Here is a 23,121-nt window from a genome sequence, read left to right as displayed (position 1 = left end):
ATATATAATAAATAAAAGATGATATCTGAAAGAAATACGGCCAAAAACCAGTTCTTAAACTCATTACTAAAAACAAAATCCCATAACAAACATTAAATGTCGTTTATGGAAATTTGTTAACGTACGGTAAAACCCAGTTTTTTAACTTAGAAATTCCTTAGCATACGTAGTTCGCGTTTAGTTGGCGAGACCTCATTATTAACTCGCCTATTAATTTAAATGTAGTTCTGTTAATCTCGAAATACACTTTCAACTTACCAACTCTGAACTTTATTTTCATCTGCCCCACTCTCTTTTTTGATTTGATAAATCATTTTAGTTAATCGGACACGTAAATATAATTCTTAAGCTGTTGGAGTGTTTTTTATGTAAAAGTAGCAATTGTTCATAAAAACCAAAATAACAGTGTTTTGAATGTATACTTTTTTGGATATTTATTCGAAATATGAAGAAATGTTATAAACACAGTGATTGAAATAAAACCAAAGTAAACTTTTGAATAAAAGTTTACTTTGGTTTTATTGTATTATTACTGGCTAAGTAGTTTAGAGTTTCTTGTCCTATGTTCAAAAAGTAGATACTTCTATTCCTATCATTGTTTTAGGACAAGAAGGTGGGTACTTTTTTATAAAGGAGTTGCTTCAGTTATATATAACTACGTGTATCATTAGCATGATTTTCAATATCTGTATTACTAATCTAATATGTATAAAAAAAGAGGATATATGCTGTATATTGAACATAATACCCTCTTCTTAGTTTAGTCCATTTAAACGGAATTCTGAGACTCTATTTTTATTTTAGAAAGGACAGCATAACTTTCTCTGTTTCTTCTTTACTTAAATCACCTGCAATAATAAAGACTTGAAAAGCGCTATTCTTTCCTTTTGCAGGAACAATCATTTGCATTACTTTATAGGTTTCCTCTGTATCAAGACTTTCAACTAAGGTTATTTTTGTACCTTCTAATTCATAATTTGTTACCTTTTCATTATAATCCGCTTTTTTATTCGAGAATTCTATTCCTTCAGCAGTAACTGCAGATTGGTGCACAATATATACATTATCTTTACTTTCATTTTGATATTCATAAATAAAATCGGGATTCATTTTTCCAGTAGTCATCGGTGTATTAACACCTTCTCCAGTTAATTTAAACCCTTTTACCACATAACTTGGGGTGTTAATTGGAAAATCAACATATTTCTGTGCTTCCTTTTTAGTTAATCTAAAATGCGAATGAATTTTCTCTCTAAATGGTCCAATTTCTTCACTGTTTTTCTCATATTTTTTTTCCTCTTCTGGGTCTAACTTTTCAGGACTTCCTACTTGCCTTACTTTTTTATCTAAAATATGTGCTTCTGTTTCCAATGTAATGAATCGATCAAATTCTTCTTTCGTAAACAGATTCCTCGCCACTCCAATCTCTGTAAGTAAAGTATTATAGTCTCCTTCGGAAACAAAAAATTCTGCTTCTGCTTGTTCTTTTGTACCAATCATTTTTTCTACAATTCGCTGTATAGGAGCATCTGTTCGTGTTTTTAATTCTTTCATATTATTTTTCACTTCTAATTGTTGTTTCTCAGGGTTAGTCGGCTGATCAGCACGGGCGTTTAATAAGGATACAGATGATACTGCAATCACTGCCACAGCCCCTATCGCAGACCAACGATATGATTTTTTTTGGAATTTTTTAATCATTAGAATTCTCCTTTTTAACGCTCTCTTGTTTTTACTAAAATTTGCTATACTTGGTACTCGATAATAACTTGAGTAGTGTTCCAATAGACTAATAATAGTATGTCCATACGCAATTTGTTCCTCTGAATCTATACATGTAAGAGCTAATGCATCGCATGCTAGTTCTTGATCTTCCCGCATACATGAGTAGGCATACCATAGAATGGGATTAAACCAATTTAAAATGAGTAACCCATGCATAAGCCAATTTACACCAACATCTCTTCGCTTGATATGAGCTAATTCATGATAAAAAATATATCGTAATTGTTGTTCATCTAAAATCTTCATATGTACACTGGATAACAACAACTTGGGGCGAATAAATCCGAACACCGTTGGACTGGAAACCTTTCCAGATACAAATAGAGGGATATTCCGTTGAATAGACATAGATTGCTTACACTTTTCAAAAATCTGGACAATCTTCTCATCTGTAATAACAGGTTGTTTTTTTATGTAAAGTAATAATCGCCTGTTCATTATAAAAGTAGCAACACTTAGAAGGATAACGCCAGTAAGCCAAATATACATACAGATTGTATAGAATGAAATTGTCTCATCTTCCTGCTTTTCATTAATACCTGCTTGTGTCTTGTTTGCCTGAACAGTTTTTGTTGAACTTGAGGTATAAGTATCTTCTTTTGTGTGAACCTTTGTATCGTCTATACCTTTTAATTCTTGCGTACTCTCTTTTGTAAGAAACTTAGCTACAGCATTTCCCCTAGAAATGAATGCATCATCATTCTTGTAAGTAAGAACAGAATAGATACTATAGGAACTATCTGGCGACCAAGGTAATACAAGTCTTATAATTAATATGATCCATAGCATATATTGCCAACGTGGAGTTAACTTATTTCTAAACAAGACCTTAATACACAAGATTAGTCCCACTAATATACTAGCCATAATAGAAGTCTCAATCATCCAATCAAAAAAAGCAGGTAGATAGATATTTATAAATTTTTCTATCACTATAATCTATCCTTCCTCTGATTTTCCTCAGTTTTCTCATCCAGAATACGTTTAAGTTCGTTAATATCTTCTGATGACAGCTTCTCTTCTTTTAAGAAATTTACAAGTAAAGGTTTAAATGCTGCACCATAGAAACGTTTAAGTAAAGATTTCGTTTCTACTTGTAAATAACTATCTTGCGATACCAAAGGATAATAAGAGTACAAACGCCCTTTATCTTGATGATAAGCCACTGCTTCTTTGTGAACTAATCGATTAATCAACGTTCGAATCGTTTTCGGTTTCCAATCCATTTTTACCTCCAACGCTTCAATTACTTCATTTGCCGTTTGTGGAGAGTTTGACCACAATACTTTCATTACTTCTAATTCAGCTTCCGAAATTTTAGGTAATTCTTTCATAAGTTTAAATTACATCCTCCTTTGATTACATTTGTAATCCACATTTGAATATTACACTTGTAATCTCGTGTTGTCAACCGTATTTAATGTTTGTAGAATCCTCTCCTATGCCCATTAACATAAATTTAGACTATCATTATCTCCTAATGAGACAAGAAAGTGGATACTATTTTTAAGCGATAGCATCTGTGAAATTTAATTATATTACATTAATAAATATTATATATATGCACGTATACTGGTACTATTTTAATTAAAAACTTGTATTAAAAAAGACAAGTACTTTAATTTATAAGTAATTGTCTTTTTGTTAAAAGGTAGTTATTTCTAATAATAAATCCAACAATATAATTAACTCTTTAAATTTAACTGTTAAGCAGACTTAAAAATTGACCTATTTTAATAGCAATGTGAGAACCACTCTCCACCATCGAATTAATATCCGTTAGGGATTCTTTTGCTCTTCTAAGAAGAGATGGTTTTGGTGACTGCCCCTCTTCAATATTTTGCGCTACTTCTCCAACAAAGTCTATAGCATCTTCTTGAATTACAAATTTCCTCTGTATGTTTAGTGTTATACACTGCACACTTTATGTTTTTATTCAGTCCCTGTCCCAATAGGATATTTTATATATGAATTTTGAGATGACCATTAAGCATTTTTATTTGTTTTAATTGATAATTTGATTTTGTTCACATGTGGATATATTGCTGGATTAGAGCCCACACATCTAGTGAAATCTGCAGTTCCTGCAGAAAGGGCACCTGGAATAGCACCAGGTAGAGCACCATAAGTAGCTGGTGTAGCATATGGTGCTAAAATTTTAGCCATCGTAATTTTAGCTACTTCCATACATTTATCTAGTGAGTTTTGTACAGTGGAGGCAATGCTTTGAGGAACTTTAACTTCAAGATAGACACGATAAAGTCTCCTTCTACAAATTAAACCTTTACAGTGAGGGTAATGGAAGGAAGTAATAGTTTTAGTTAATGTGGCCTCCTGGCGATGTATGTTATCGTCTATTTCAGGGGAAAAGGAAAAATATTCTCCTGAATATAATTCTGAATCTTCATCTAACTCGAACACTTCATTAAATTCTCGATTAAGCGTGGGTTCATAGCATACGGGTAAATCTCCGGAATATTGAGGATATTGAGGATATTGAGGATATTGAGGATATTTGGGATATAACTGATTTTGTGTCATACTCTTATTTAACCATTGGTAGTTATAAACATTAGAATTCATCATTTTCACCCTTTATAAAATTATTAAAGACTTTATATTTCTTGATACTCTATGTGAAATTTTTTATGTTCGTTCAGTAAACACGAGCCTAAATTAATAATTTATCTTTTTATAAATGAATAGTTTATTAACCTGAGGGAGGATATATAAATTTAGATTGGAGTAGGCATTGCAGCATGGAAATATTCTAATAGTTCGTCAAGTGAAAACAATAAAAAGAGCTTAGAAACCATAATCTATAAGGATTCTAAGTTCTTTTTTGTTATAGTAAATATACAGTTACTAGTAGTTTATTACCGATTTTAGGAAGTGTATAAATTACAATTTCCTTATTACTCCCTCATTAATTCCAGTCATATAATCTCCATACATATTCCTTGCGAAAAGCTCGTTTTGTACTCCTAATTCCCATTTTTCGTTTGTAGCAGCTGCAAGATAAATAAACATATCTTTAACATGTAATTCAATCTTCTTCTTATCATAATTTTCATAATTACTGAAGGAACTTATATACCTACAATACATCTCAAACAAGTGAGTTTCATCAAAATAAGTATCTCCTATGACACTGTAAATATGATCATTTCCAAAAAGGAACTCTGTCATTTTCGATATTAGGTCAAACTGATGCTTCTCTAGTACAAACCATTCTGCATCAAGGTGCTTAGGTTTTTCTGGTTCTGATTTATCATAACGAACTGCAGATGCAAGTTTAGAAATATAGCTCCCTGTTATCACCACTAGCATATCTGCTAATTGTAATCCAACAAACTCTTTAGAATCCTTGTCTTCCCTTATCTTGCCAAATCCAATACTCTCAAATGGCTTAGAAGGTATTCCTTGATCTAGAATTAGTGTGGATTGCTCTGGTTGCCATATACCGTTTAATTTATTCTCGCTTAGCCATAAATCAACATCAGAGCTTACCTTTTCCCAGTCAAATGATACTTTTTCAAATACTACATCACTAGCTAATTTCTTCCCATTCCCAATGTCTTTTATCATTTTTTTGTAATATGCTATTTGGTTTCTCATTCTAGAAATATTTTTATGTTTTGCAACAAACTCTTTCAAATCTTTTTGGATAGAGTATAGTATTTCATTGATTGTTTTTTCTGGATCAAAAAGATTTCTAATAACCTCTTCAGACGCTTCTAATTCACAATACTTTGTGAGACTGTATTTAAACAAAATAGCGGAATCGATAAATCTTTTTGCTTCCATTTGGAGAATCCAGTGTGTAAGCCTAGCATCAATAACCATTGACATTTTATTTACTGAAAATAGTAAGTTAGAGACATTCGCATCTAGTAGCATGTTAAATAAATTTAAATAAAAACTACTATTTACTTCTTTCATACTTGCTACACCGAAATTGAAGTTTCCTTTTAGAATGTCAATTCCTTTTAGCTCTTTCACAACTTTATTTTTTTGTCCGTTTCTATAGTTTTCAACCAGTTCCAGATATTTTTTGTTAACATTCTCTAGGGAATCTTCTGGAATATAAAGTACATCAGCTACATAAGAACGCATTAAATCATCACCGAGATTTATTCTTCTATCGTCACGGTATGTATTTGGAATTCTGATTGTTTCTTGTGGTCCTTTTTCATCAATAAAGACTTGTCCCATTGTTAATCATCCTCTCTTCTACTTCAGTCACTTAATTTTAACTACTGCTTTAATGCATTGATAATAGATAAATAGTACACTCTAAAATTACTATTTAACGCTTTTTCTTAATGTTAGTATCTATTAATATATTATATATACGATATATGTGTTTTGTATGGAGTTACTGTAAATTTTTTGGGAAGTTTTCACAAAAGTTATCTATATAAAGAAGATCTTAAGTCTAATTTTTAAGATTATGCTTATAGCTCAAAAAAGATAAAAACCCTCCTATTCATAGGAGGGTTTTTATCTTTCATATAAGTGAATCCGATTTTATGATTTTAAAAATGAATGTCGTCTGTTATACCCCTATAACGCTGACTTTATTATTATACTAATGTATATAACGGAAATCAATATTATAGTAATAGGTAGATTCCCCCTGCTCTAATTCATTTTAATACATACAATATTACTAAAATAATATACAAATATATATATATATATATATATATATATATATATAGTTTTAATTATTATATACTTATACAAGTGATTTAGCCCTTTTTTAAGAGTTGAAATTACGTTATATATAAGGAGTGGTTTTAATGAAGAACAAATTTACGCGTATAATCATGTTAATGGTGGTAATGGCTTTATCAGTTACAGCACTTGCAGCATGTGGAAATAATCGTAATCCTGAAGAAGTTGCTACAGCGTATTTCGAAAATGCAAAAGAAGGAAATGTAAAAGATTTTGGAGAGTTATTTACTCCTGAAGCGAAGAAAATCGTTGCTTTTGTGGGCGGAAATGCAGATTTAATGAAATCAGTGAGCAAGGATCTTAAAAGCTATATAATCCGAAAAGTCGAAGAGAAAAATGAAATTGCTACAGTAACTGTTGATGCTGTATATAAGGATAATCCTAAAAAGGTAATCGTAATTGAATTAGAGAAAACGGATGATGGTTGGAAAATTAGTAAATCATAAAAAAACGGTCTAGAATTCTAGGCCGTTTTTTTGCTTCCTCAATCTTCTTCTTCAAAATCACGTAGACTAGCAAGCAATTCTGTAAACGTTGAGCAAACAGGATATATTGCTTCTTCTATGTTTTCCTCCTCATGTTCCCAAAATACTACTGTTGGCGATTCAGGATTGCTACGGTAATCAAAACATAGATGATTCCCAAATGAATCCTTGCCAAAAGGATATACTTTATTTGCTAATCTATCTTTTATATCATCATAAACTTGAATGATTGAATTTCTACTTTCTAAATCAAAAGTTAAAAGCTTACTAAATACATTCTCATCCTGTCCAGGTACATCAAATATTTTTGGTCTTGGATAGCCACTATCATATTTTTTTACACATTCTACAAAATCCATAGGGAACTTTACGTTGAAATATTGTTCTACTTTCTGAATGTTTTCATCTGTAATTTCTTTTTTATTTACTCCAATCCAAGTAACGTTGCTCATATATACTCCTCCTTACTTATCGCTGTCTTTTCCCCAAATTTTATATCCACCAGTGTGACCTGTTTTCCTATGTGTTTCATAATCAACAAGTTGCATTCGTCCTGGTTCTTGATGATGATGCCATGTATAATTTTCTGGTACCTCGCCTAGCTTAAATAACTCTATTTCTTCTTCTGTGAATTTTGCAGCTAACTTAGGGTCTTTCATTATTTGTTCGTATAATGCTTTACTACATATTCTATCATGTGTTGGTCTAGATTTTTTAAAATCAGCTTCTTTTAATTTAACTTCAGAAAGAGCTTTAAAAATAGGGAAACCATCTAAATCATACCGAATGCCTGTAACAGGATGTTTGTCCCCCGCTAACTCACCCAACCTTAATCTTATTGTTTTCGGACCATTTGGCCCCTCATAAGTATATGGAGCTGCTTTCTGCAAGTACTTTTGAATACTTCCGACTCCCTCATATGAAAGGTGATTTCCAGCTTTAAATTCATAGTTATTTAATATGTGTAATGCATTTCTGTATGCCGGAGAATTAGTCACAAGTGATTTCCCTTTAGTAAACCCTGTAATAGCAGCTCCCTTCCCTACTTGTCCTGCTTTACTAAGACCCTTATCACCTAGAAGCCCGAGCCCTAACGTTGCTATGCCATAAGCTACATAATGCTCTCTACTTTCCATATCTCCATACCAAAGATTATTTACAAATGAATCTGATAGAGCATTCAATGCAACAGGAATAGTTTCCTCATAATTTACAATCGCATCTCGCATATCCAACCAGGTTTCTTTATCACCTAAGGATATCAGTCCTTCCCACGCATCCACTGCACCATCTACAAACCCAGTAGAAATACCAGTCCACGCAGCATTTATATCCTTTTTATTAAAAAATGGCTCTTCCGATTTTGGAGGGATTTTTTCACACATAGCTCCTTCTTGAATATCAGAGTCAACTAAATTTCCGCCATACAATTCATCTGCTTCTCGGAATTTAACAGCTGCACGCTCTAATTCTACTGCGATTTTATCTAATTCTTGCAAAATGTTAAACATCATTGGCTTCGCTTCATTAAACATCTAATAGAAACGATCACTGCTTGCTCCACTCCACTGGGAAGCTATATATTCAGTTTGAGAGTATAAATCTTTATGTATATATTCTAATGATGATCTCGTATTTCTTACGGTTTTAGCAGCTTGTTCTAATTGTTCCGGTGTTACCTTAATTTGTGTGCTCATTCCATCCCTTCTTTGCATATATATTATGAAAATTATAACATATCTAATATCGATACTATTTTATCTTTTAAATATTGCTAATCAAATAATTTTCTAGTTTTTATTTTTAATATATATGGTTTTATTTGTAGTTAAGTAGTCTGTTATTTTTTCTTTTTATTTATAGTATAATGAAACAAAGAGACGAGTCTCCTTTAGGCTATTTACATATGAAAAACTCCCAATAATGTTTTTGGGAGTTTTTCATATATGCTTTAAATGGAAGTATGATCAGCTTGTATATTGACCAAAAAATAAAAATATGGTATGTTTACTGTAGATTAGATATATATTGAAAGCAAATCCAATATATATTAAGTATAGTACTTAACTGAATTGCATAAACTAAAAAAGACGAGATGCGTCAACATCCCGTCCCATAACTGCTACTGTCAAGGTGGCTGTTATTATGCATTATCTTTTTCTTTTAGACCCACGCTTGTACTTTGGTCGGTGAAGCGCGGGTTTTTTGTTGTCTTTTTTTTCGAATTGCTTTTTCAGTGCGTATGCTGAAACCTCACGCACAACTGCTTTTGCAATTTCTTTTAAAAGTTCAAACAAAAATTCCATGTTATATCACCCCCTTTCCTTCCAAATGGAAAGAAGGGATAATAACAAGCCCACCTTCACACGATATACAGTTATACTTCTATTTTATCATATTCCTATTCATTTAAATAGAGAATCCACAATGATACATTCATTTTCTAATAATCTAGTTTACTATAATTAAAATATGTTTACTTGAAGGTTTTTACACTTACCCTTAAATTTAATTAGAAACAGTAATTGTTTTTTGAATTTTATAATATTTATTTATCAAGTTTTATTGATTTAAAACACCTGTGGTATATGTTACCATTTTATTAACCTATTAGTTACATTATTCTAATAAGTTAATAAAATAATAAGGGGGATTATTTATGTCAAAGTCAAAAATTAAAAAGATAGTTGGGGCGCTAAGTTTAACATCTGCATTACTTATTTCTGCAATGCCGGCAAGTGCTGGTTCAGGATTAATATGGGTTAGAGACAAATACCCTAATGCATATGAATTCGATTATAATGGCGCTAAGGGGACAGTTAAAATTTTTTACAGAGATAAAAAAGGGAATACTAAAACAAAGATAGAAAAATGCTATATGGATAACAACACATGTTATGTACCAGATAAATGATAAAAAAAGCACTCAATTCGAGTGCTTTTTTTACCTTGAATAAAATCGTCTTAAATTTTTTATCGCTCCCTCCACAATTATCCATATATAGCATATATGTTACTTTTTTTGTATTTTAAGAGAATTTTTTCAGGACACACTCAAAAAAAGGGCCTTCAAATTCGTTTATAAAGAACATCGGTTATGTAGGTAATGCAATAAGATTCGATAGTTAAAAAGCTCCTTAAAAACAAAAACAGACCCCTTATAACGTTTTTTCGTTTTTCAGGGATCTATTCTCTCTAGAATTCTATTCTTCTATTTCTTCTTTTACTTCTGCGGATAAAATGTCTTCAGCAAACTTCTTGTAGCCATTATACCCTTTCTTTGCAGCCTTTTTCTTTATTGCTTCTACCACCTTTTCATCAAGATAGAGACTTAAATGCTGCTTTTTTTCTTTTGATTCCTCTTTTGATTTGTTTTCAATTTTTTCTTTGAAAACTTCCAAATCCTTTTTTAAGTACAATCGTTCAGTAGATTTCCCTTTAGCAATCTCTTTAAAGGGCAATATCCCTTCTTTAGCGGCATTATGAACGTAAGTCTTAGACTTATTTAGAAATTCAGCTGCTTCTTTTAATGTTAAAGAGTCTTTGTATAATTCCTCTAACTTTTTTACATCCTCTTGCTCAAAGCGATATCCGCCATCTGCTTTCCAGGTAGCCAGATTGATAGGTTCGATTTGTTTATACTTAATTAAATAGCCTAATTGATTTTTTGTTAAACCTACCCTATCGCATACCTCTTCTAAAGATAAATAGTCCATTTCTCACCTCGTCCGAAACTTTCATTCTAGCTGTTGTTTAAATTTTCTTAGTTGATACTTTGTTAAACCTGTTTCTTTTACTACATCTGTAATTGAGTACTCCTTATACTGCAGATACTTAAATGGATTCTCCATATAACGTTCTCGTACCTTATTAAATGTACTCTTTTTCGATAAAGAATTCAATTGCTCTCCTTTCTCTCGGATGGAATCAAAAATGGGACAACCTTTACAATGTTTGTAGTTTCTCTGTTTTGCCTGTTCTTGCTCATCTGTACAATTCACTGATAGGTTGTTCAGAGGGCAAATTGAACAATGGGTATCTTCTAAATTATGGATTTCTTGTAAAATTTTCAGACGAAGACTAGTCAAAAAAATCTCCTCCTACCGCATTTGGATTGAAATGTACAAAAAAATCAATTAAACATTTCCATTATACATTACCTAAACAGAAACGTTAAATAATAAGGTAAAAATATATATTTAAACATTTCATTCTATACCACAATAAATAATGCGTTTATTGTGGTATAATAAGAATCATAAAAATTTACATAAAATATATGTTTGTCTTTTCATTCTAATAAAAGGTGAGTGTAAATTTGAATATTATAAATTACGAACATAGTAATCAACTTGTAAAATCCAAATCGGATTTTTTTGATAGCAGTCATTTCGAAAAAATTATGGGCATGGGCATTCGAAATATTGACTATTCCCAATTAAGCGAAGAATCATTAGTTTATTTATTTTTGCACGATGAGCCTTCTTTAACGAAAAAAAGAAGTGAGCGAACAAAAAAACTTTATCTGCATGACCTTTCTCATTTTCTTCGTTATATAAAAGAAACAATCGGAACCATTAAGGAGTTATCCCATAATGAGGTGGAAATCTACTTCTATCAACTAAGCAAGAAGTATGCGGCCACCACATTACGTCGAAAGAAAACTGTGGTTCAGCAGTTCTTAAAATATGTGTATGATAACAATGGACTCTCTGACAACTTTAGTACTCGCCTCAAAAAAGTATCTGTAAAAAAAGAAGAGTTAGTCAATCGTGATCTCTTTCCGGAAGAAGTGAATGAAATTCTAGATACATTGAAGAAAACAAATTTCTTTATGTATTCCTTGTTTTTCCTTCTTACAACTACTGGACTCCGGATTGAGGAAGTGGCAAATGCAAAGTGGGCTGATCTTGTATTCCACCCTTCTTTAAATGTTTATCTCCTACGTGTGGTCGGAAAAGGAAATAAAACGAGAGAAGTTCGTATCTTTGAAGATGTACTCAACGATCTCTGTCGTCTTCGTCAATTACGAAAACAGATAAGTGAATTAGATCCGTCTAGCTCATCTGCCTTTCTACCAAAAGCGGACGGTTCTCATTATAGAGCCGACTACTTATCGAAATATGTAGCAGAAAAAATTGAAGAAACTAATTTATCATTTCTGCGTTACCGAAAAGATAGAATAACTCCCCATACCTGTAGACACTTCTTCGCCAATCATTTGATGGGAAAAGGAGTCGAACTTAAGAAAATACGGGACTATTTAGGACATGAGTCTATTATGACGACGGAACGTTATTTAAGAGAACGTACAAGACGCCAAAACTTGGCCACAATAGATATCGGCAATTCATTATTTTAGTAAGTATATATAATAGGAAGAAACTCGATTCAACATTTCAGTTTCTTACTATTTTTTGCTCATAGAATGCTAAATATTGCTCTTTCATCATAACGTTTTAACTAATTATTACAAGTTACTTTAAATTATGACTTATTATTAGTTATCGGGACACAATTTATCCTTTCTGTTTTAAACTAACGTTATAATTCAGAAAGGAAAAGGTGATATGTCCCATCTAAGCAAGCGACTTGCTGAATTGCGAAAAAAACAAGGATATACCTAATCCGATATATCACATCGCCTAAACATTGCTGCACTACTTATGCAAATTGTGAATGTGGAAAAGCTGATCCTGATGCAGATTCGATAATGCGGATTACAGAGTTGCATAATATCACTATAGATGAATTATTTGGAAGAAATAATCCTCTAGAAAGTATATTAGAATCCATTAAAGTAGCATTAGCAGATCTACCTGCTGAAAAGCAACAAGAAGCGCTAGATGTTCTTATCGATTATACATATTTCATTAAAAAGCACTTTATTAAATGATATTTGTAGTACTTAAAACATCAAACTTATAATGCGAACAATCTTACTTACTATAATTCCATCTTTATAATGACAGAGATCGATTTCGTCTCTTGTCTGCATAGCTTCTATTAAAATTTGGTTTTGCATTGTTGGGGAATAATGAATAGCCATACACGGGAATATTCTAATAAACAAGAACGTTCGTTCTTGTTATATTCCTACCCAACCTATATAATCAAGTCATTTCACGAAAGTACGTTCGTTTTTTAGGGGGGAATTATGTATATTTTTTTAAATGTAATTTTTATATATAGAATAATAGATTTTTCGTGCTAAAATGAATGTGATATGAAATAGTGCTGATATATTTACCACTGTAAAAGTAGAATTAGTAGAATCATGTTGTTTTAATACAAAGAAAAAGACATCTATATAGATGTCTTTTTCTTTGTATTGTACTAAGGAGAATGCCCTTATTTAACTAATTGCTGTTGAATCTCCTTAATTAAAAGTTTAGCCCCTTCAGGACTGAGAACGATTTGCCCATTTGCTAATGATATATTTTTTTCTGAAATATCACCAGTTATTGCACAAGCATCATAAGATTTATATTTTTGTAAAATAATCTTTTCATCTTCTACAAATATTTCTATAGGATCTTTTTCTGCAATTCCTAACGTTGTTCTTAACTCTTTCGGAAGAACAATTCGCCCTAATTCATCTACTTTTCTTGTGATACCTGTTGATTTCATGTTTATACCACCTTTTATTTTTTACATTTCTAGCTACTATCTGCATGTCATACTACAATTATATATCTATGCATAAGTAAAAGGATGTTCAGTATGACTAAGAAGAAGCAGTATAAGGTAGTGAATAGAACACAAGTATCTACAACATTAGCCAATGATTTGAATGAAATAAAAGAAGAAAAAGGATTTAATAGTAGTGAATTAGCAGGACATATTTTAACTAAGCTTAATAATGAGAAAAGATAAATACAAGGAAGAGCCGTAATGGTGTATCTACTTCCATTTTAATTGAAATTTCACCTAAATACAGTAACACTTTTAATAAGTAAGGGAGCGATTACTGTTGAAAATGACAAAAGGAGATGCAATACTCCGTTTGCTGGCAGAAATTAAATTAGAGCTGAAGGAAACAAAAGAAGCGATTGAAAAATTAGATGAGAGATTAGAGAAAATAGAAAAGCAAACACTTTCAATAGATTCATCTAAACCTACTCTAAATACTCGAAAAGAAAAAGATTGGAAATATCCTTCTAAGATGAAATAAATTAGAGGAATATTTTTCACTTTAGAATATATGGAAACAAGCAGAACATCTAGAATTACTTTTCATTATTTAATTAAGATGTTACAATATAGATTGTACGATGAACATGATTTTCTTTCTTACTACCATACAGAAATTGTCCCTTGGCTCTTGCTAGTGGGCTTTTTCTATGCACAATATTAATTGCAGCATAAGTATACACACGTTATAATAGTCACCTAATTACATATGAAGAGGTGCAAAAAATGAATAAGACATAATTAACAAAAGTAGTAGCAGAAAAAGCAGAGCTTACACAAAAGGATGCAGCTGCAGCAACACAAGCTGTTTTAGATACAATAACAAATGCGCTAGCAAATGGGGAAAAAGTACAAATTCTTGGTTTTGGTACATTTGAAGTACGTGAAAGATCTGCACGTACAGGACGTAACCCACAAACAGGTGAAGAAATGCAAATCGCCGCTTCAAAGGCACCTGCTTTTAAAGCTGGAAAAGAATTAAAAGCAGCAGTGAAATAATTATACATAATCAAAGGGGTTTGATATTCATATCAACCCTTTTTAATATCGTTGTTGGGATATTGCCACACATCCATCAACTTAAGAAATTGGTAGTTCCCCAAACCGAAAAACAGATAGAATCCAAAAAACACAATGAATTCTATCTGTTTTTTATTTTTTTACATAAAGAACATTAAGACTGCTTATACTCTTATAAGTCAGATGGTTTACTAAAACATAATAATAACAAAAATAAAAACTTTTTTTATTTAATTAAAATACAAATACTTTTGATGAGTTTTCCTCTAATAAACTAGAATTATAATTAGGTGCTAGTACGATGTTTGTATATGTTCCTGTACCCGAAAGGTACTTGTACCTATGTTTTAACCCTGATGGAATAAAAACAGATGCTGGACTTTCAATTATTTGTAATTCTCCTTCAATTTCCACTTCACAAATGAGACCAGTACCATCTATTCTATTCCCCCAAAAAATAAAGGCACTATCACAGTGGTGTGCATGAGTATCTACATGTCCTTCTAAGTTCTCATCCATATGGGCGTCGTAAAATACACGCTGTATTACATAAAATGAAGCACGTTCATCAGTTCTATAATCCATCTGTACCCAACGCTCTCCTGGACCATCACGATGATATAAAAGCTCAGATGCTCCTTTTACAAATGGTTTACTAACTCGGAGAGACTTTGAAAGCCGAGGCCCTTTTCTTTCTATACGTTTTTGTTGTATGTTCCTTACTCTTCCTAACATTTCAGGTTGAATACCCTCGTATGCTGAGTAATTTTGCTGAACAGCTTTTACATGATAGGATGCAGTATGAGTAAATATATTCTTTCCAATAATCGGTCTCCAATGATCTACTTGACAACCAGTAGCTAATTGGAGAGACTGCGTTAATTCAGGAATCATCTGTAGTTTAAAGCTCTGTAGATTACGCTTTTGAGATAAAAATACTGATAAATTTAGCAAATCAACAATCCCAGCGCGTTCACCTATTCCACACAATGTAGCATCAATGACAGTTGCTCCCGAATCGATTGCAGCAAGAGCATTTGCCAGGGCTAATCCTAAATCATTATGAAGATGAACTTCAATCTCACAAGGGAATGTCTCAACAGATTTCTTCACGATTGTCGCACACTGACCTGGCTCCCAAATTCCTACAGTGTCAGCTAAACTGATTCGATCTGCTCCAGCTATATGTGCAATCTGTCCAATGTAAGCGATATCTTCCCATTCCGTTCGTGAAGCATCTTCAATAGTAAAACGGATTTTCATTCCTAAAGATTTTGCTTCTTCAATAGCTTGCTTCACCTGATTAATAACATAATCTTTTGATCGATTAGTGTATTTTGTTTGTAAAGAAATAGGATTAATAGACGCCCAGATTCCTATCCAATCGGCACCAGCACGATAAACCGCATGAACTTCTTCTTTTTTCGCCCGAGCATGCATAAGTATTTCGGCGTTTTTTGCAGATGCTGCAACTTCTCGGCAAATCTCCTCTTCTTCTTCAGAGATGCCAGGGTGCCCAACTTCAATAAGACTTACTCCAAAATCCTCTAACATGTGAAGTAATGTAATTTTGTCTTCCTTGGAGAAACGAATACCACATTGTTGTTCTCCCTCACGCAAGGTAGCATCTAATATTGTTAAACCCTTTTTCATTCCTGTTTGCCTTCTTTCGCTTCTATAAAGTTTAATGTTTGTTCGAATAGGATATTACGATTCTTTTCATAAACAGCCCAGTGTGTAGCATCAGGGATTACTACTTCTTTTTTTTGTTTTGTACTTGTTAATTTTGACATCATATTTCGGTCTGCAAATATGTCATCTTCCCCGTAAATGACAAGTAATGGAGTGGTAATCTTAGATACATCATATAGGGGCTGATTTTTCCAAATATAAAATAAATCTTCAAGTGGACCTACTGGTCGACGAATCGTTTGATTATTTTTCTTACTCATAGGATCTGAATCAATAAAAACTTGTTTTACTGCATCCATTGCTTCGTTTGTAACAATTTTTTTATTTCCCATCATCATATGCCAATGATGCATTCCTTTATCAAAGTCCACCATTTGATAAGCTGGTGCTTCAGGATTAAACTGATTAGGTTGTAGTGGGTTTTCGAAAGACTGTGTCATCATAGGAAGTGTGAACCCATGCATATATCCATATAAAATAAGTTTATTAATATCTTGAGAATGGGATATTGCATAATTCCCAGCCACAACACCTCCATATGACCATCCAACAATATGAATTTTTTTTACGTTTCTCTTCTTTTTAATCCAATTTACAATTTTTTCTAGATCCTTAGTTGCATCATTCAAATGAATAACCGGACGGTTTTGGACAGGAGGATCTGACATTTCTTTAGGACGAGAAGAACGACCAAACCCTCTGAAATCCATAGCCCAAGTATCATACCCTTTTCTGGCATACTCATCCATCCATGAAAATTTTGGTACATCAAATGCTTGAGCTGTAGGTACACTAAATGGTTCTAAAAATAAGATGATTTCATCAGATGTATACTGTTTTTTATTATTTAAGTTTTTATGAAGTAAAAATAAATTTTCTTCTCCTTGCTGAATTTCTAATTCTTGTTTTACCACTTTAGGAGTTTGATCATTTCGAGAAGTTTCTTTGATATTAGTACAACTAGACATAAGTATTATCAAAAAAAATCCTACTAAACTAATATGTTTCCATTTCATCTTCATTTAGAATATTCCTTTCATTTCATAGAAATGATAGCTATGATTCCAGCCGCAATAATTAATCCGGCTGGTAACCCTTTTGTAAATAATACGGCAATAAGAGTGCCTATTAAGACACCTAACAATATCGTAGGATTCATAGGTAGAACTCCTACACCTTTTCCTCCTATGTATGACACAGTAAAACCTGCTAGAATGGATCCTAATCCGATAGGAGAGGTAATTAATTTTATTACGTTTTCACTTGTAATCTTTCCAGATGTAATTGGTACTAAAAGGAATAGCATCAGAAAGAAAATCCCAATTGTAAAAGAATATTGTTGAATAAGATGTAATAAAGTTTTTTGTCCAACAGCAAGTAAAACTCCTAATAAACAAGCCGCACCAGCTAGCACATAATCCTTAACAAGTAGAGCGAGTGTAACAATAATCCCCAGTAACAAAAAAGGAAGCATATTCTCTTACCTCATCTATAATGTTGTATAATCCCAACTATCATTTTTAGGTACAGACACATGTACCATATTTTGACTTGCAAGGTTAATTTGTATTAAATTTGGACTTATTACAGGTTTTAAGTCTTCTCGATTTATTATAAATTTAAATGCTTCAAAGCTTGCTAGAATGCCTACGATATTCGCAACGGGAGACAGCACAGCCCATGGACGATTTTCTTGTACATAATTATTTGCCCATTTCTCATCCGCACCATGTTTGACGGAATGAAGAGCACGTCCATCTTTTAATTTATGAATTTTACTTTGCATTTCTGGTGTTAGCTCTTGTTGATAAGACGGATATCCTAACGCGATTTCATAAGGCGTAGAGTCAGGAGTTAAAGACATGACGCCACCTCTAAAGGGAGGTGTAACTGCAATCCAAATAGAAGGAATCCCTAATTTTTGAGCTGTACGATGGATAATTACTCTCGCTACTAAATTATCAGTTGCATCTATAATGACATCTGTATTCGTTAGAAATTCTAATGCATTGTCCTCGGTAACAAATTCTTTCGTTATCTCTATTTGTAATAATGGATTAATGTCTTGCAAAACTTCTAAAGCAACATCTGCCTTCGGCTGTCCTAATTTACTGTTGGAACTTAGCATTTGTCGATTGATATTGCTTGCTTCAAATACATCTTGATCAATAACATGTAAAGAACCCACACCCATTCGCGCCAATTGGATGAGTGTAATTCCTCCTACGCCCCCTGCTCCAACTACAGTAACTCTAGAATTTTTTAATTTCTCCTGCTCTGCTACAGAGATAACACCAATATTTCGCGTAAAACTTTCTTCATATATATTTTGCATATCATTATTTTTTGTTAACAAATTATATTCCTCCTTATAGTGTTTTATAATCCCATCCACCCTTTGGGACTTCTTTTACTTGAACCGGGATATGACTATCTAAATCCATTACAATGCCTTTAGGTGCTCTAGCTAGAGGTTCACGACCAGTTAAAACTTGTATTGCTTCATGAAAGCTAAATAATGACAATAGATGAGCACGCATTGGTGTGATAATCCAGCCTGCTTTTCCATCACAAAAATCTTGCGCCCACTGTTTTGGTGCACCTTTCTCAACAGAATACCAAGCTCGACTTTTCTTTATATCAGCAATCTGTTGTCTTAATTCTTGATTTGTTAATTTGCATCCGACACTTGAGATATTTAATGCTTCTTCATAAGGAATTCCGGTTGGAAAAAATGTAGAAACAAATCCTCTTGTTGGTGGGCTACCTGACATCCCCACACTTGGTATACCTAATTCTCTAGCTGTTCTATGTATAATAATTCTTGAGGGCATATCATCTACGGCTTCTACTACAATATCATGCCCTTTTATAAGCTCGCTTACATTATCTTCATCTACTCTTGTTTGTATAAAATTTGTTGATATATAGGGATGTATATCTTTTACAACCTGTTCTGCAACTTTTGCTTTTGGTTCACCTACCACACTAGAAAGCGCTAACATTTGTCTGTTAATATTAGAAACCTCAAATTCATCGGGATCAACACCAGTAATATGCCCTATTCCCATTCGCGAAAACAGAATTGCTTCATATCCACCTACTCCCCCTAGTCCAAAAATAATGACCTTCTTATTTCGAAGACATTCTTGTTCCTGTTCAGAATACACACCAATATTCTTCTTAACCATTTCCCAATAATATGAATCCATATCCATTTTGAAGTCTCCTTTATATGTAGTAACCATTTCAAAAAATAATTCCTGTATATAAAAATAGTCTAGAAGTATGTCGTATTTGTGTGCTATTTGTAAAAAAATTAAAAAACTTTCAATTCTTATTTTTTTAACAAATAAATATATCTCCATTTATTAAAGAACTAAATACATATAGCAATTTTTTTAGTTAACGGAAGGTGTCTTCCGTTAACTTATTATTTTAGGGATCACCATACATGCCCTATAAACAGTGCTAATTATGCTGTTACTCGGGGTTAAAATGAACAAGCCGGTTTTCACCCTTAACGTGGTGAAAACCGGCTATTTTTTATATCCAAATTCCTTTACTGTAAGGCAATCATGCTTCCAAAGTACAAGTAACGTCAGGTACTGGGGATACGTGATGTTGTATTGCTGAAGGACAATTCGGTATGGACGATTGATTTCACGGGAATAATCATAGATAGCGAAACAAAGTTGATTTTCAAGCTTTAAGTTATCATTAAGAGCCAAAATTATTAAATTATCTTTAAACATCTTTCACCCGTTAGGTTAGTAACACATTACTTTTATCGGTAATTATGTATGGAATCTAAAACAGCGTATCACTCAACAATTGTTCATGGATTTTCGATATATTTATTTACAGTGTTTTGAATGTATACTTTCGTTGTGTATTTTAGGAGATTTTGATTAAAGTCAATGATTAAGTGGAAATGAAAGTAGACTAATTTTTAAAAGTTTACTTTCAGTTTTATTAAAAAAGAATATGTAGAAATTACCGCATGCTCTTTTTGAGTTAATGGCAATATTACAACTTGTTTTTATTAGTTTGCTATGTTCATTTGTAAAACTCGTTTTCACTAAATGAACATTAAACATGTTTTATAATTTGTACCTTTTGAAGCGTTAGAATACTCCTAAAGAAATAAATAATTCTAATCATAAAAGCGAGTTAATATTAATTTGTTTTTGGCAGAGTTTTTGATAATTATAAATTCAACGTTTCTATTTTTGGGACGTTTCATTTATAGAAGATAAAAATAACATAATTTTCTCAATAAGGGATTTTATTCTTTTAATATGATTTTTTAACAATTCATGGTATATCTGTATTAAGGGGACCTTTTCGGTTGATTAGGGAGAAAGATTATAAAAATGGTATGGGAGGAACAAAAAATGTCATTGAAGAAGAAATTAGGTGTTGGAGTGGTTTCAGCCGCTCTTGGCTTATCTTTAATTGGTGGGGGAACATATGCATATTTTAGCGATCAAGTGGTGACAAATAATTCATTTGCTGCAGGTACATTGGATTTAGCTATGCAACCAACTACTTCACTTAACCTAGAAAATTTGAAACCCGGGGATAAAATATTAAAGAAATTCAACTTGACAAATAGTGGTACACTAGATATTAAAGATATCATGATGAAAATAGATTATTCTGTTAACGATTTAAAACAAAATAATAATACAGAAGATTTTGGTGAACATATTAAAATACAATTTCTTTGGGATTGGGATCCAGCAAAAAGTCCTGTATACGAAACAACTCTTGCAGAACTAAAATCACAAAGTCCAGAGATTGCTTCCAAGAAAGTGTTTCATTCCAAGTGGGCTGAAACAGGGGGATTAAAATCTGGAAAAATGGATTGGTTTTGGATGAAGTTTATATTTGAAGATAACGGAACGGATCAAAACGTGTTCCAAGGGGATAGTATTGCGTTAAAAATGGAGTTCCAAGCCAATCAAACAGAGGGAAAAGAAAGATAATCTTACAAAAATATTGTTGTGAAAATGTAAAACTGAGCTTGTAATTTTTATAATTTGTAAAATTGACCATCAAATATCCATATAAAAAACCAGTGATATCAGTACATGTGTATAATATCACTGGTTTTTTTGAGTTTAACATTTTGTATGTTTTGTAAAACTCATTTTCCTTTGTAATCTTTAAATATGTTCCAAAAGATGTACCTTTTCATAAACACAAATATCTTCTTCTCGTATCATATTAATATGATACGAGAAGAAGGAAGGAGATTTTTATAACCGATATATTTGTAATCGAATTAAATATTAACAAAGTAAGGCATTTAAAAAATGTTAGTATTCCACTCTCTAAAGAAACTAGAAAGCACTTAATTTTAACTGGTAAAAATGGTTCAGGTAAAACTTCATTACTAGAAGGTATCTTACAATACTTGGAGATATCAGAAAATAGCTCTATAACACAACTTAGTCGTAATCACGAATATATTGCTGTTCACAAAAACGCTTTAAATAATTTGAAAATAGAGTTGCAAAATAATCCTAATGATTCAGAGTTATTGATGAGAATTGAGGAACAGAAACGTTACATTCAAAATAACAGAGATAATATAGAAAAATATGAAGGCAAAGTAAAACTTTCATTTAATACACTTGTATATATGGATAAATATTATGAAAACAGTAAATATATCATTTCGTATTTCAATGCTAATAGAAATTCTCAAATGGATATTCCAAACGGTATTGAAAAAACATAGTTAACTCCAACCAAACAAATAAAAACAAATGCCAATAGTATCTTTTTAAAATACTTAGTAGATTTAAAGGCACAGCAAATGTTTGCACATCAAGCTGGATTGTCACCTCTCAATGAACTTAAAATTGATATGTTAGAAGACTTAGATACCTCTCGTCTGTCAAATTCCCTTGCTGCAAGCAAACCTGCTTGGGAGGTTGGGAAAATTCAAGGATATCATGCCTGGACAATTGGAACCTTAATTGGAGAAATGATTAAAAGAACCGACCCTAAACATCGGCCCGTAAAAGATTTCTTTCAAGAAGAAATAGCAGAACCACTAAAAGCAGAATTTTATATGGGTCTTCCTAAAGATATTTTTGAAGAGAAAATAACAACTATTGAAGGAATAAATCACCCCATTCAGTTACTTAAGGAGATGACAAAGCTACCTATAAAAATGTTACTTGGTTTTCTTAATAAAAAGTCATTAGTAGCTAGAAGTTTAGTAGATCCAAAAAAATTCGTAGCAAATGATAATTTTAATTATCGTCCTATTTTATCGATAGAATTCCCTTCAGGAAATGGTGTGGGACAAGTAAGAGCAATGGCAAAAATTTATGGGACTTTTGCTAGTGGTGCAAAAACTCTCGGATTAAGGGAAGAAACAATAAATGAATTAAGGAAAAGAGCTATCCCTCCGACATCAGGGTATTATGATCATGTGAATTGTATAAACATAGCCTATTCTTTGGGATTTTGGAAACACTTTTCAGATATGAAATTCGGGCGAAGCGAAAGCTCTTTTGATCACCCAGGCGCAGGAGGATCATTCTGTTTTGCCGATCCAGATGAAAAGTTAGGTTATGCTTATGCGATGAACAAACATGGATTTGGCATGGCCAATGAACCAAGAGAACTTGCACTAAGAAAAGCTTTATACAGTTTCCTCTGAAAAAATAAAAATACGTGAAAATAG

The 23,121-nt window shown here is 32.3% G+C and carries 23 protein-coding genes and 4 pseudogenes; 10 read left to right on the top strand and 17 right to left on the bottom strand.

Annotated elements, in window-relative coordinates:
• Positions 1-795 precede the first annotated feature (795 nt).
• The 5 genes from N2V80_RS29270 to N2V80_RS29250 all read right to left on the bottom strand — a co-directional run bounded on the left by N2V80_RS29270 (position 796) and on the right by N2V80_RS29250 (position 6,000).
• Positions 796-2,718 (bottom strand): M56 family metallopeptidase, encoded by a 1,923-nt coding sequence (locus tag N2V80_RS29270; protein WP_061655480.1) that lies wholly within the window; start codon positions 2,716-2,718, stop codon positions 796-798.
• A complete protein-coding gene (locus tag N2V80_RS29265; protein WP_044585231.1) occupies positions 2,718-3,119 on the bottom strand; it encodes a BlaI/MecI/CopY family transcriptional regulator in 402 nt (133 codons plus the stop codon). The genes N2V80_RS29270 and N2V80_RS29265 overlap by 1 nt, the downstream gene beginning before the upstream one ends.
• A gap of 365 nt (positions 3,120-3,484) precedes the next feature.
• On the bottom strand, positions 3,485-3,706 hold the full coding sequence (locus N2V80_RS29260; RefSeq protein WP_061655481.1) for a hypothetical protein: 222 nt from the start codon (positions 3,704-3,706) through the stop codon (positions 3,485-3,487).
• Between the two features lie 65 nt (positions 3,707-3,771).
• Positions 3,772-4,368, bottom strand: coding sequence for a hypothetical protein (locus N2V80_RS29255; protein WP_253859366.1), 597 nt, complete (start codon positions 4,366-4,368; stop codon positions 3,772-3,774).
• A 318-nt stretch (positions 4,369-4,686) separates the two neighbouring features.
• On the bottom strand, positions 4,687-6,000 hold the full coding sequence (locus N2V80_RS29250; protein WP_061655482.1) for a hypothetical protein: 1,314 nt from the start codon (positions 5,998-6,000) through the stop codon (positions 4,687-4,689).
• Between the two features lie 590 nt (positions 6,001-6,590).
• On the opposite strand from N2V80_RS29250, the gene N2V80_RS29245 reads away from it, so the two are divergent.
• Complete coding sequence (locus N2V80_RS29245; RefSeq protein ID WP_061655703.1) at positions 6,591-6,971, top strand: DUF4878 domain-containing protein; 381 nt, start codon at positions 6,591-6,593, stop codon at positions 6,969-6,971.
• Between the two features lie 38 nt (positions 6,972-7,009).
• Here the strand turns inward: N2V80_RS29245 and N2V80_RS29240 are convergent, their stop codons facing one another.
• From N2V80_RS29240 to N2V80_RS29230, 3 genes and pseudogenes are all read right to left on the bottom strand, one after another.
• On the bottom strand, positions 7,010-7,462 hold the full coding sequence (locus N2V80_RS29240) for an SMI1/KNR4 family protein (protein ID WP_061655704.1): 453 nt from the start codon (positions 7,460-7,462) through the stop codon (positions 7,010-7,012).
• A 12-nt stretch (positions 7,463-7,474) separates the two neighbouring features.
• Positions 7,475-8,707, bottom strand: a pseudogene (locus tag N2V80_RS29235) (WXG100 family type VII secretion target).
• Between the two features lie 453 nt (positions 8,708-9,160).
• A complete protein-coding gene (locus N2V80_RS29230; RefSeq protein WP_172793976.1) occupies positions 9,161-9,316 on the bottom strand; it encodes a hypothetical protein in 156 nt (51 codons plus the stop codon).
• A 353-nt stretch (positions 9,317-9,669) separates the two neighbouring features.
• On the opposite strand from N2V80_RS29230, the gene N2V80_RS29225 reads away from it, so the two are divergent.
• Positions 9,670-9,924, top strand: a complete 255-nt coding sequence (locus N2V80_RS29225) for a hypothetical protein (protein WP_000045595.1) — start codon at positions 9,670-9,672, stop codon at positions 9,922-9,924.
• Between the two features lie 289 nt (positions 9,925-10,213).
• On the opposite strand, the gene N2V80_RS29220 is transcribed toward N2V80_RS29225, so the two are convergent.
• Both N2V80_RS29220 and N2V80_RS29215 read right to left on the bottom strand, forming a co-directional pair.
• A complete protein-coding gene (locus N2V80_RS29220; RefSeq protein WP_061655706.1) occupies positions 10,214-10,726 on the bottom strand; it encodes a helix-turn-helix domain-containing protein in 513 nt (170 codons plus the stop codon).
• A 21-nt stretch (positions 10,727-10,747) separates the two neighbouring features.
• Entirely contained in the window at positions 10,748-11,098 is a 351-nt protein-coding gene (locus N2V80_RS29215) for a zinc-finger domain-containing protein (RefSeq protein WP_000202840.1), read from the bottom strand.
• Positions 11,099-11,328: 230 nt separating this feature from the next.
• On the opposite strand from N2V80_RS29215, the gene N2V80_RS29210 reads away from it, so the two are divergent.
• Together N2V80_RS29210 and N2V80_RS29205 are read left to right on the top strand one after the other, a co-directional pair.
• Complete coding sequence (locus N2V80_RS29210) at positions 11,329-12,372, top strand: tyrosine-type recombinase/integrase (protein WP_061655707.1); 1,044 nt, start codon at positions 11,329-11,331, stop codon at positions 12,370-12,372.
• Between the two features lie 208 nt (positions 12,373-12,580).
• Positions 12,581-12,906 (top strand): annotated as a pseudogene (locus N2V80_RS29205) (helix-turn-helix domain-containing protein).
• Between the two features lie 455 nt (positions 12,907-13,361).
• Here N2V80_RS29205 and N2V80_RS29200 read toward each other — a convergent pair.
• Positions 13,362-13,640, bottom strand: coding sequence for an AbrB/MazE/SpoVT family DNA-binding domain-containing protein (locus N2V80_RS29200; protein ID WP_061655709.1), 279 nt, complete (start codon positions 13,638-13,640; stop codon positions 13,362-13,364).
• 93 nt (positions 13,641-13,733) lie between these two features.
• Here N2V80_RS29200 and N2V80_RS29195 point away from each other — a divergent pair, with 93 nt between their 5' ends.
• The 3 genes and pseudogenes from N2V80_RS29195 to N2V80_RS29185 all read left to right on the top strand — a co-directional run bounded on the left by N2V80_RS29195 (position 13,734) and on the right by N2V80_RS29185 (position 14,702).
• Positions 13,734-13,886: a hypothetical protein gene (locus tag N2V80_RS29195; RefSeq protein WP_172793977.1), complete on the top strand. Its 153-nt coding sequence runs from the start codon at positions 13,734-13,736 to the stop codon at positions 13,884-13,886.
• 103 nt (positions 13,887-13,989) lie between these two features.
• Positions 13,990-14,184 carry a hypothetical protein gene (locus tag N2V80_RS29190; RefSeq protein WP_061655719.1) on the top strand — a complete coding sequence of 65 codons (195 nt, stop codon included), beginning with the start codon at positions 13,990-13,992 and terminating at the stop codon, positions 14,182-14,184.
• Positions 14,185-14,429: 245 nt separating this feature from the next.
• Positions 14,430-14,702, top strand: a pseudogene (locus tag N2V80_RS29185) (HU family DNA-binding protein).
• 255 nt (positions 14,703-14,957) lie between these two features.
• Here the strand turns inward: N2V80_RS29185 and N2V80_RS29180 are convergent.
• The 6 genes and pseudogenes from N2V80_RS29180 to N2V80_RS29155 all read right to left on the bottom strand — a co-directional run.
• Entirely contained in the window at positions 14,958-16,376 is a 1,419-nt protein-coding gene (locus N2V80_RS29180; RefSeq protein WP_061655711.1) for a homocitrate synthase/isopropylmalate synthase family protein, read from the bottom strand.
• On the bottom strand, positions 16,373-17,437 hold the full coding sequence (locus tag N2V80_RS29175) for an alpha/beta hydrolase (RefSeq protein ID WP_061655712.1): 1,065 nt from the start codon (positions 17,435-17,437) through the stop codon (positions 16,373-16,375). Before N2V80_RS29175 ends, N2V80_RS29180 begins: the two co-directional genes overlap by 4 nt.
• Positions 17,438-17,451: 14 nt before the next feature.
• Positions 17,452-17,889 (bottom strand): DUF441 family protein, encoded by a 438-nt coding sequence (locus N2V80_RS29170; protein WP_000936576.1) that lies wholly within the window; start codon positions 17,887-17,889, stop codon positions 17,452-17,454.
• A 15-nt stretch (positions 17,890-17,904) separates the two neighbouring features.
• Positions 17,905-18,771 (bottom strand): HesA/MoeB/ThiF family protein, encoded by an 867-nt coding sequence (locus N2V80_RS29165; protein WP_061655713.1) that lies wholly within the window; start codon positions 18,769-18,771, stop codon positions 17,905-17,907.
• 13 nt (positions 18,772-18,784) lie between these two features.
• On the bottom strand, positions 18,785-19,633 hold the full coding sequence (locus tag N2V80_RS29160; protein ID WP_061655714.1) for a HesA/MoeB/ThiF family protein: 849 nt from the start codon (positions 19,631-19,633) through the stop codon (positions 18,785-18,787).
• Between the two features lie 333 nt (positions 19,634-19,966).
• A pseudogene (locus tag N2V80_RS29155) lies at positions 19,967-20,170 on the bottom strand (hypothetical protein); the annotation flags it as partial.
• Positions 20,171-20,812: 642 nt separating this feature from the next.
• Here N2V80_RS29155 and N2V80_RS29150 point away from each other — a divergent pair.
• The 3 genes from N2V80_RS29150 (at position 20,813) to N2V80_RS29140 (ending at position 23,097) form a co-directional block, all read left to right on the top strand.
• On the top strand, positions 20,813-21,406 hold the full coding sequence (locus N2V80_RS29150) for a TasA family protein (RefSeq protein WP_000053756.1): 594 nt from the start codon (positions 20,813-20,815) through the stop codon (positions 21,404-21,406).
• A 269-nt stretch (positions 21,407-21,675) separates the two neighbouring features.
• On the top strand, positions 21,676-22,164 hold the full coding sequence (locus tag N2V80_RS29145) for an AAA family ATPase (RefSeq protein ID WP_154695894.1): 489 nt from the start codon (positions 21,676-21,678) through the stop codon (positions 22,162-22,164).
• A 78-nt stretch (positions 22,165-22,242) separates the two neighbouring features.
• Positions 22,243-23,097 (top strand): serine hydrolase domain-containing protein, encoded by an 855-nt coding sequence (locus N2V80_RS29140; RefSeq protein ID WP_253859387.1) that lies wholly within the window; start codon positions 22,243-22,245, stop codon positions 23,095-23,097.
• The last annotated feature ends 24 nt before the right edge of the window (positions 23,098-23,121 follow it).

Source organism: Bacillus sp. FSL W8-0640 (assembly GCF_038007725.1).
Lineage (GTDB): Bacteria > Bacillota > Bacilli > Bacillales > Bacillaceae_G > Bacillus_A > Bacillus_A cereus.
Note: the sequence above shows the minus strand (reverse complement) of the source record. Positions and strands in the feature narration are given on the sequence as shown.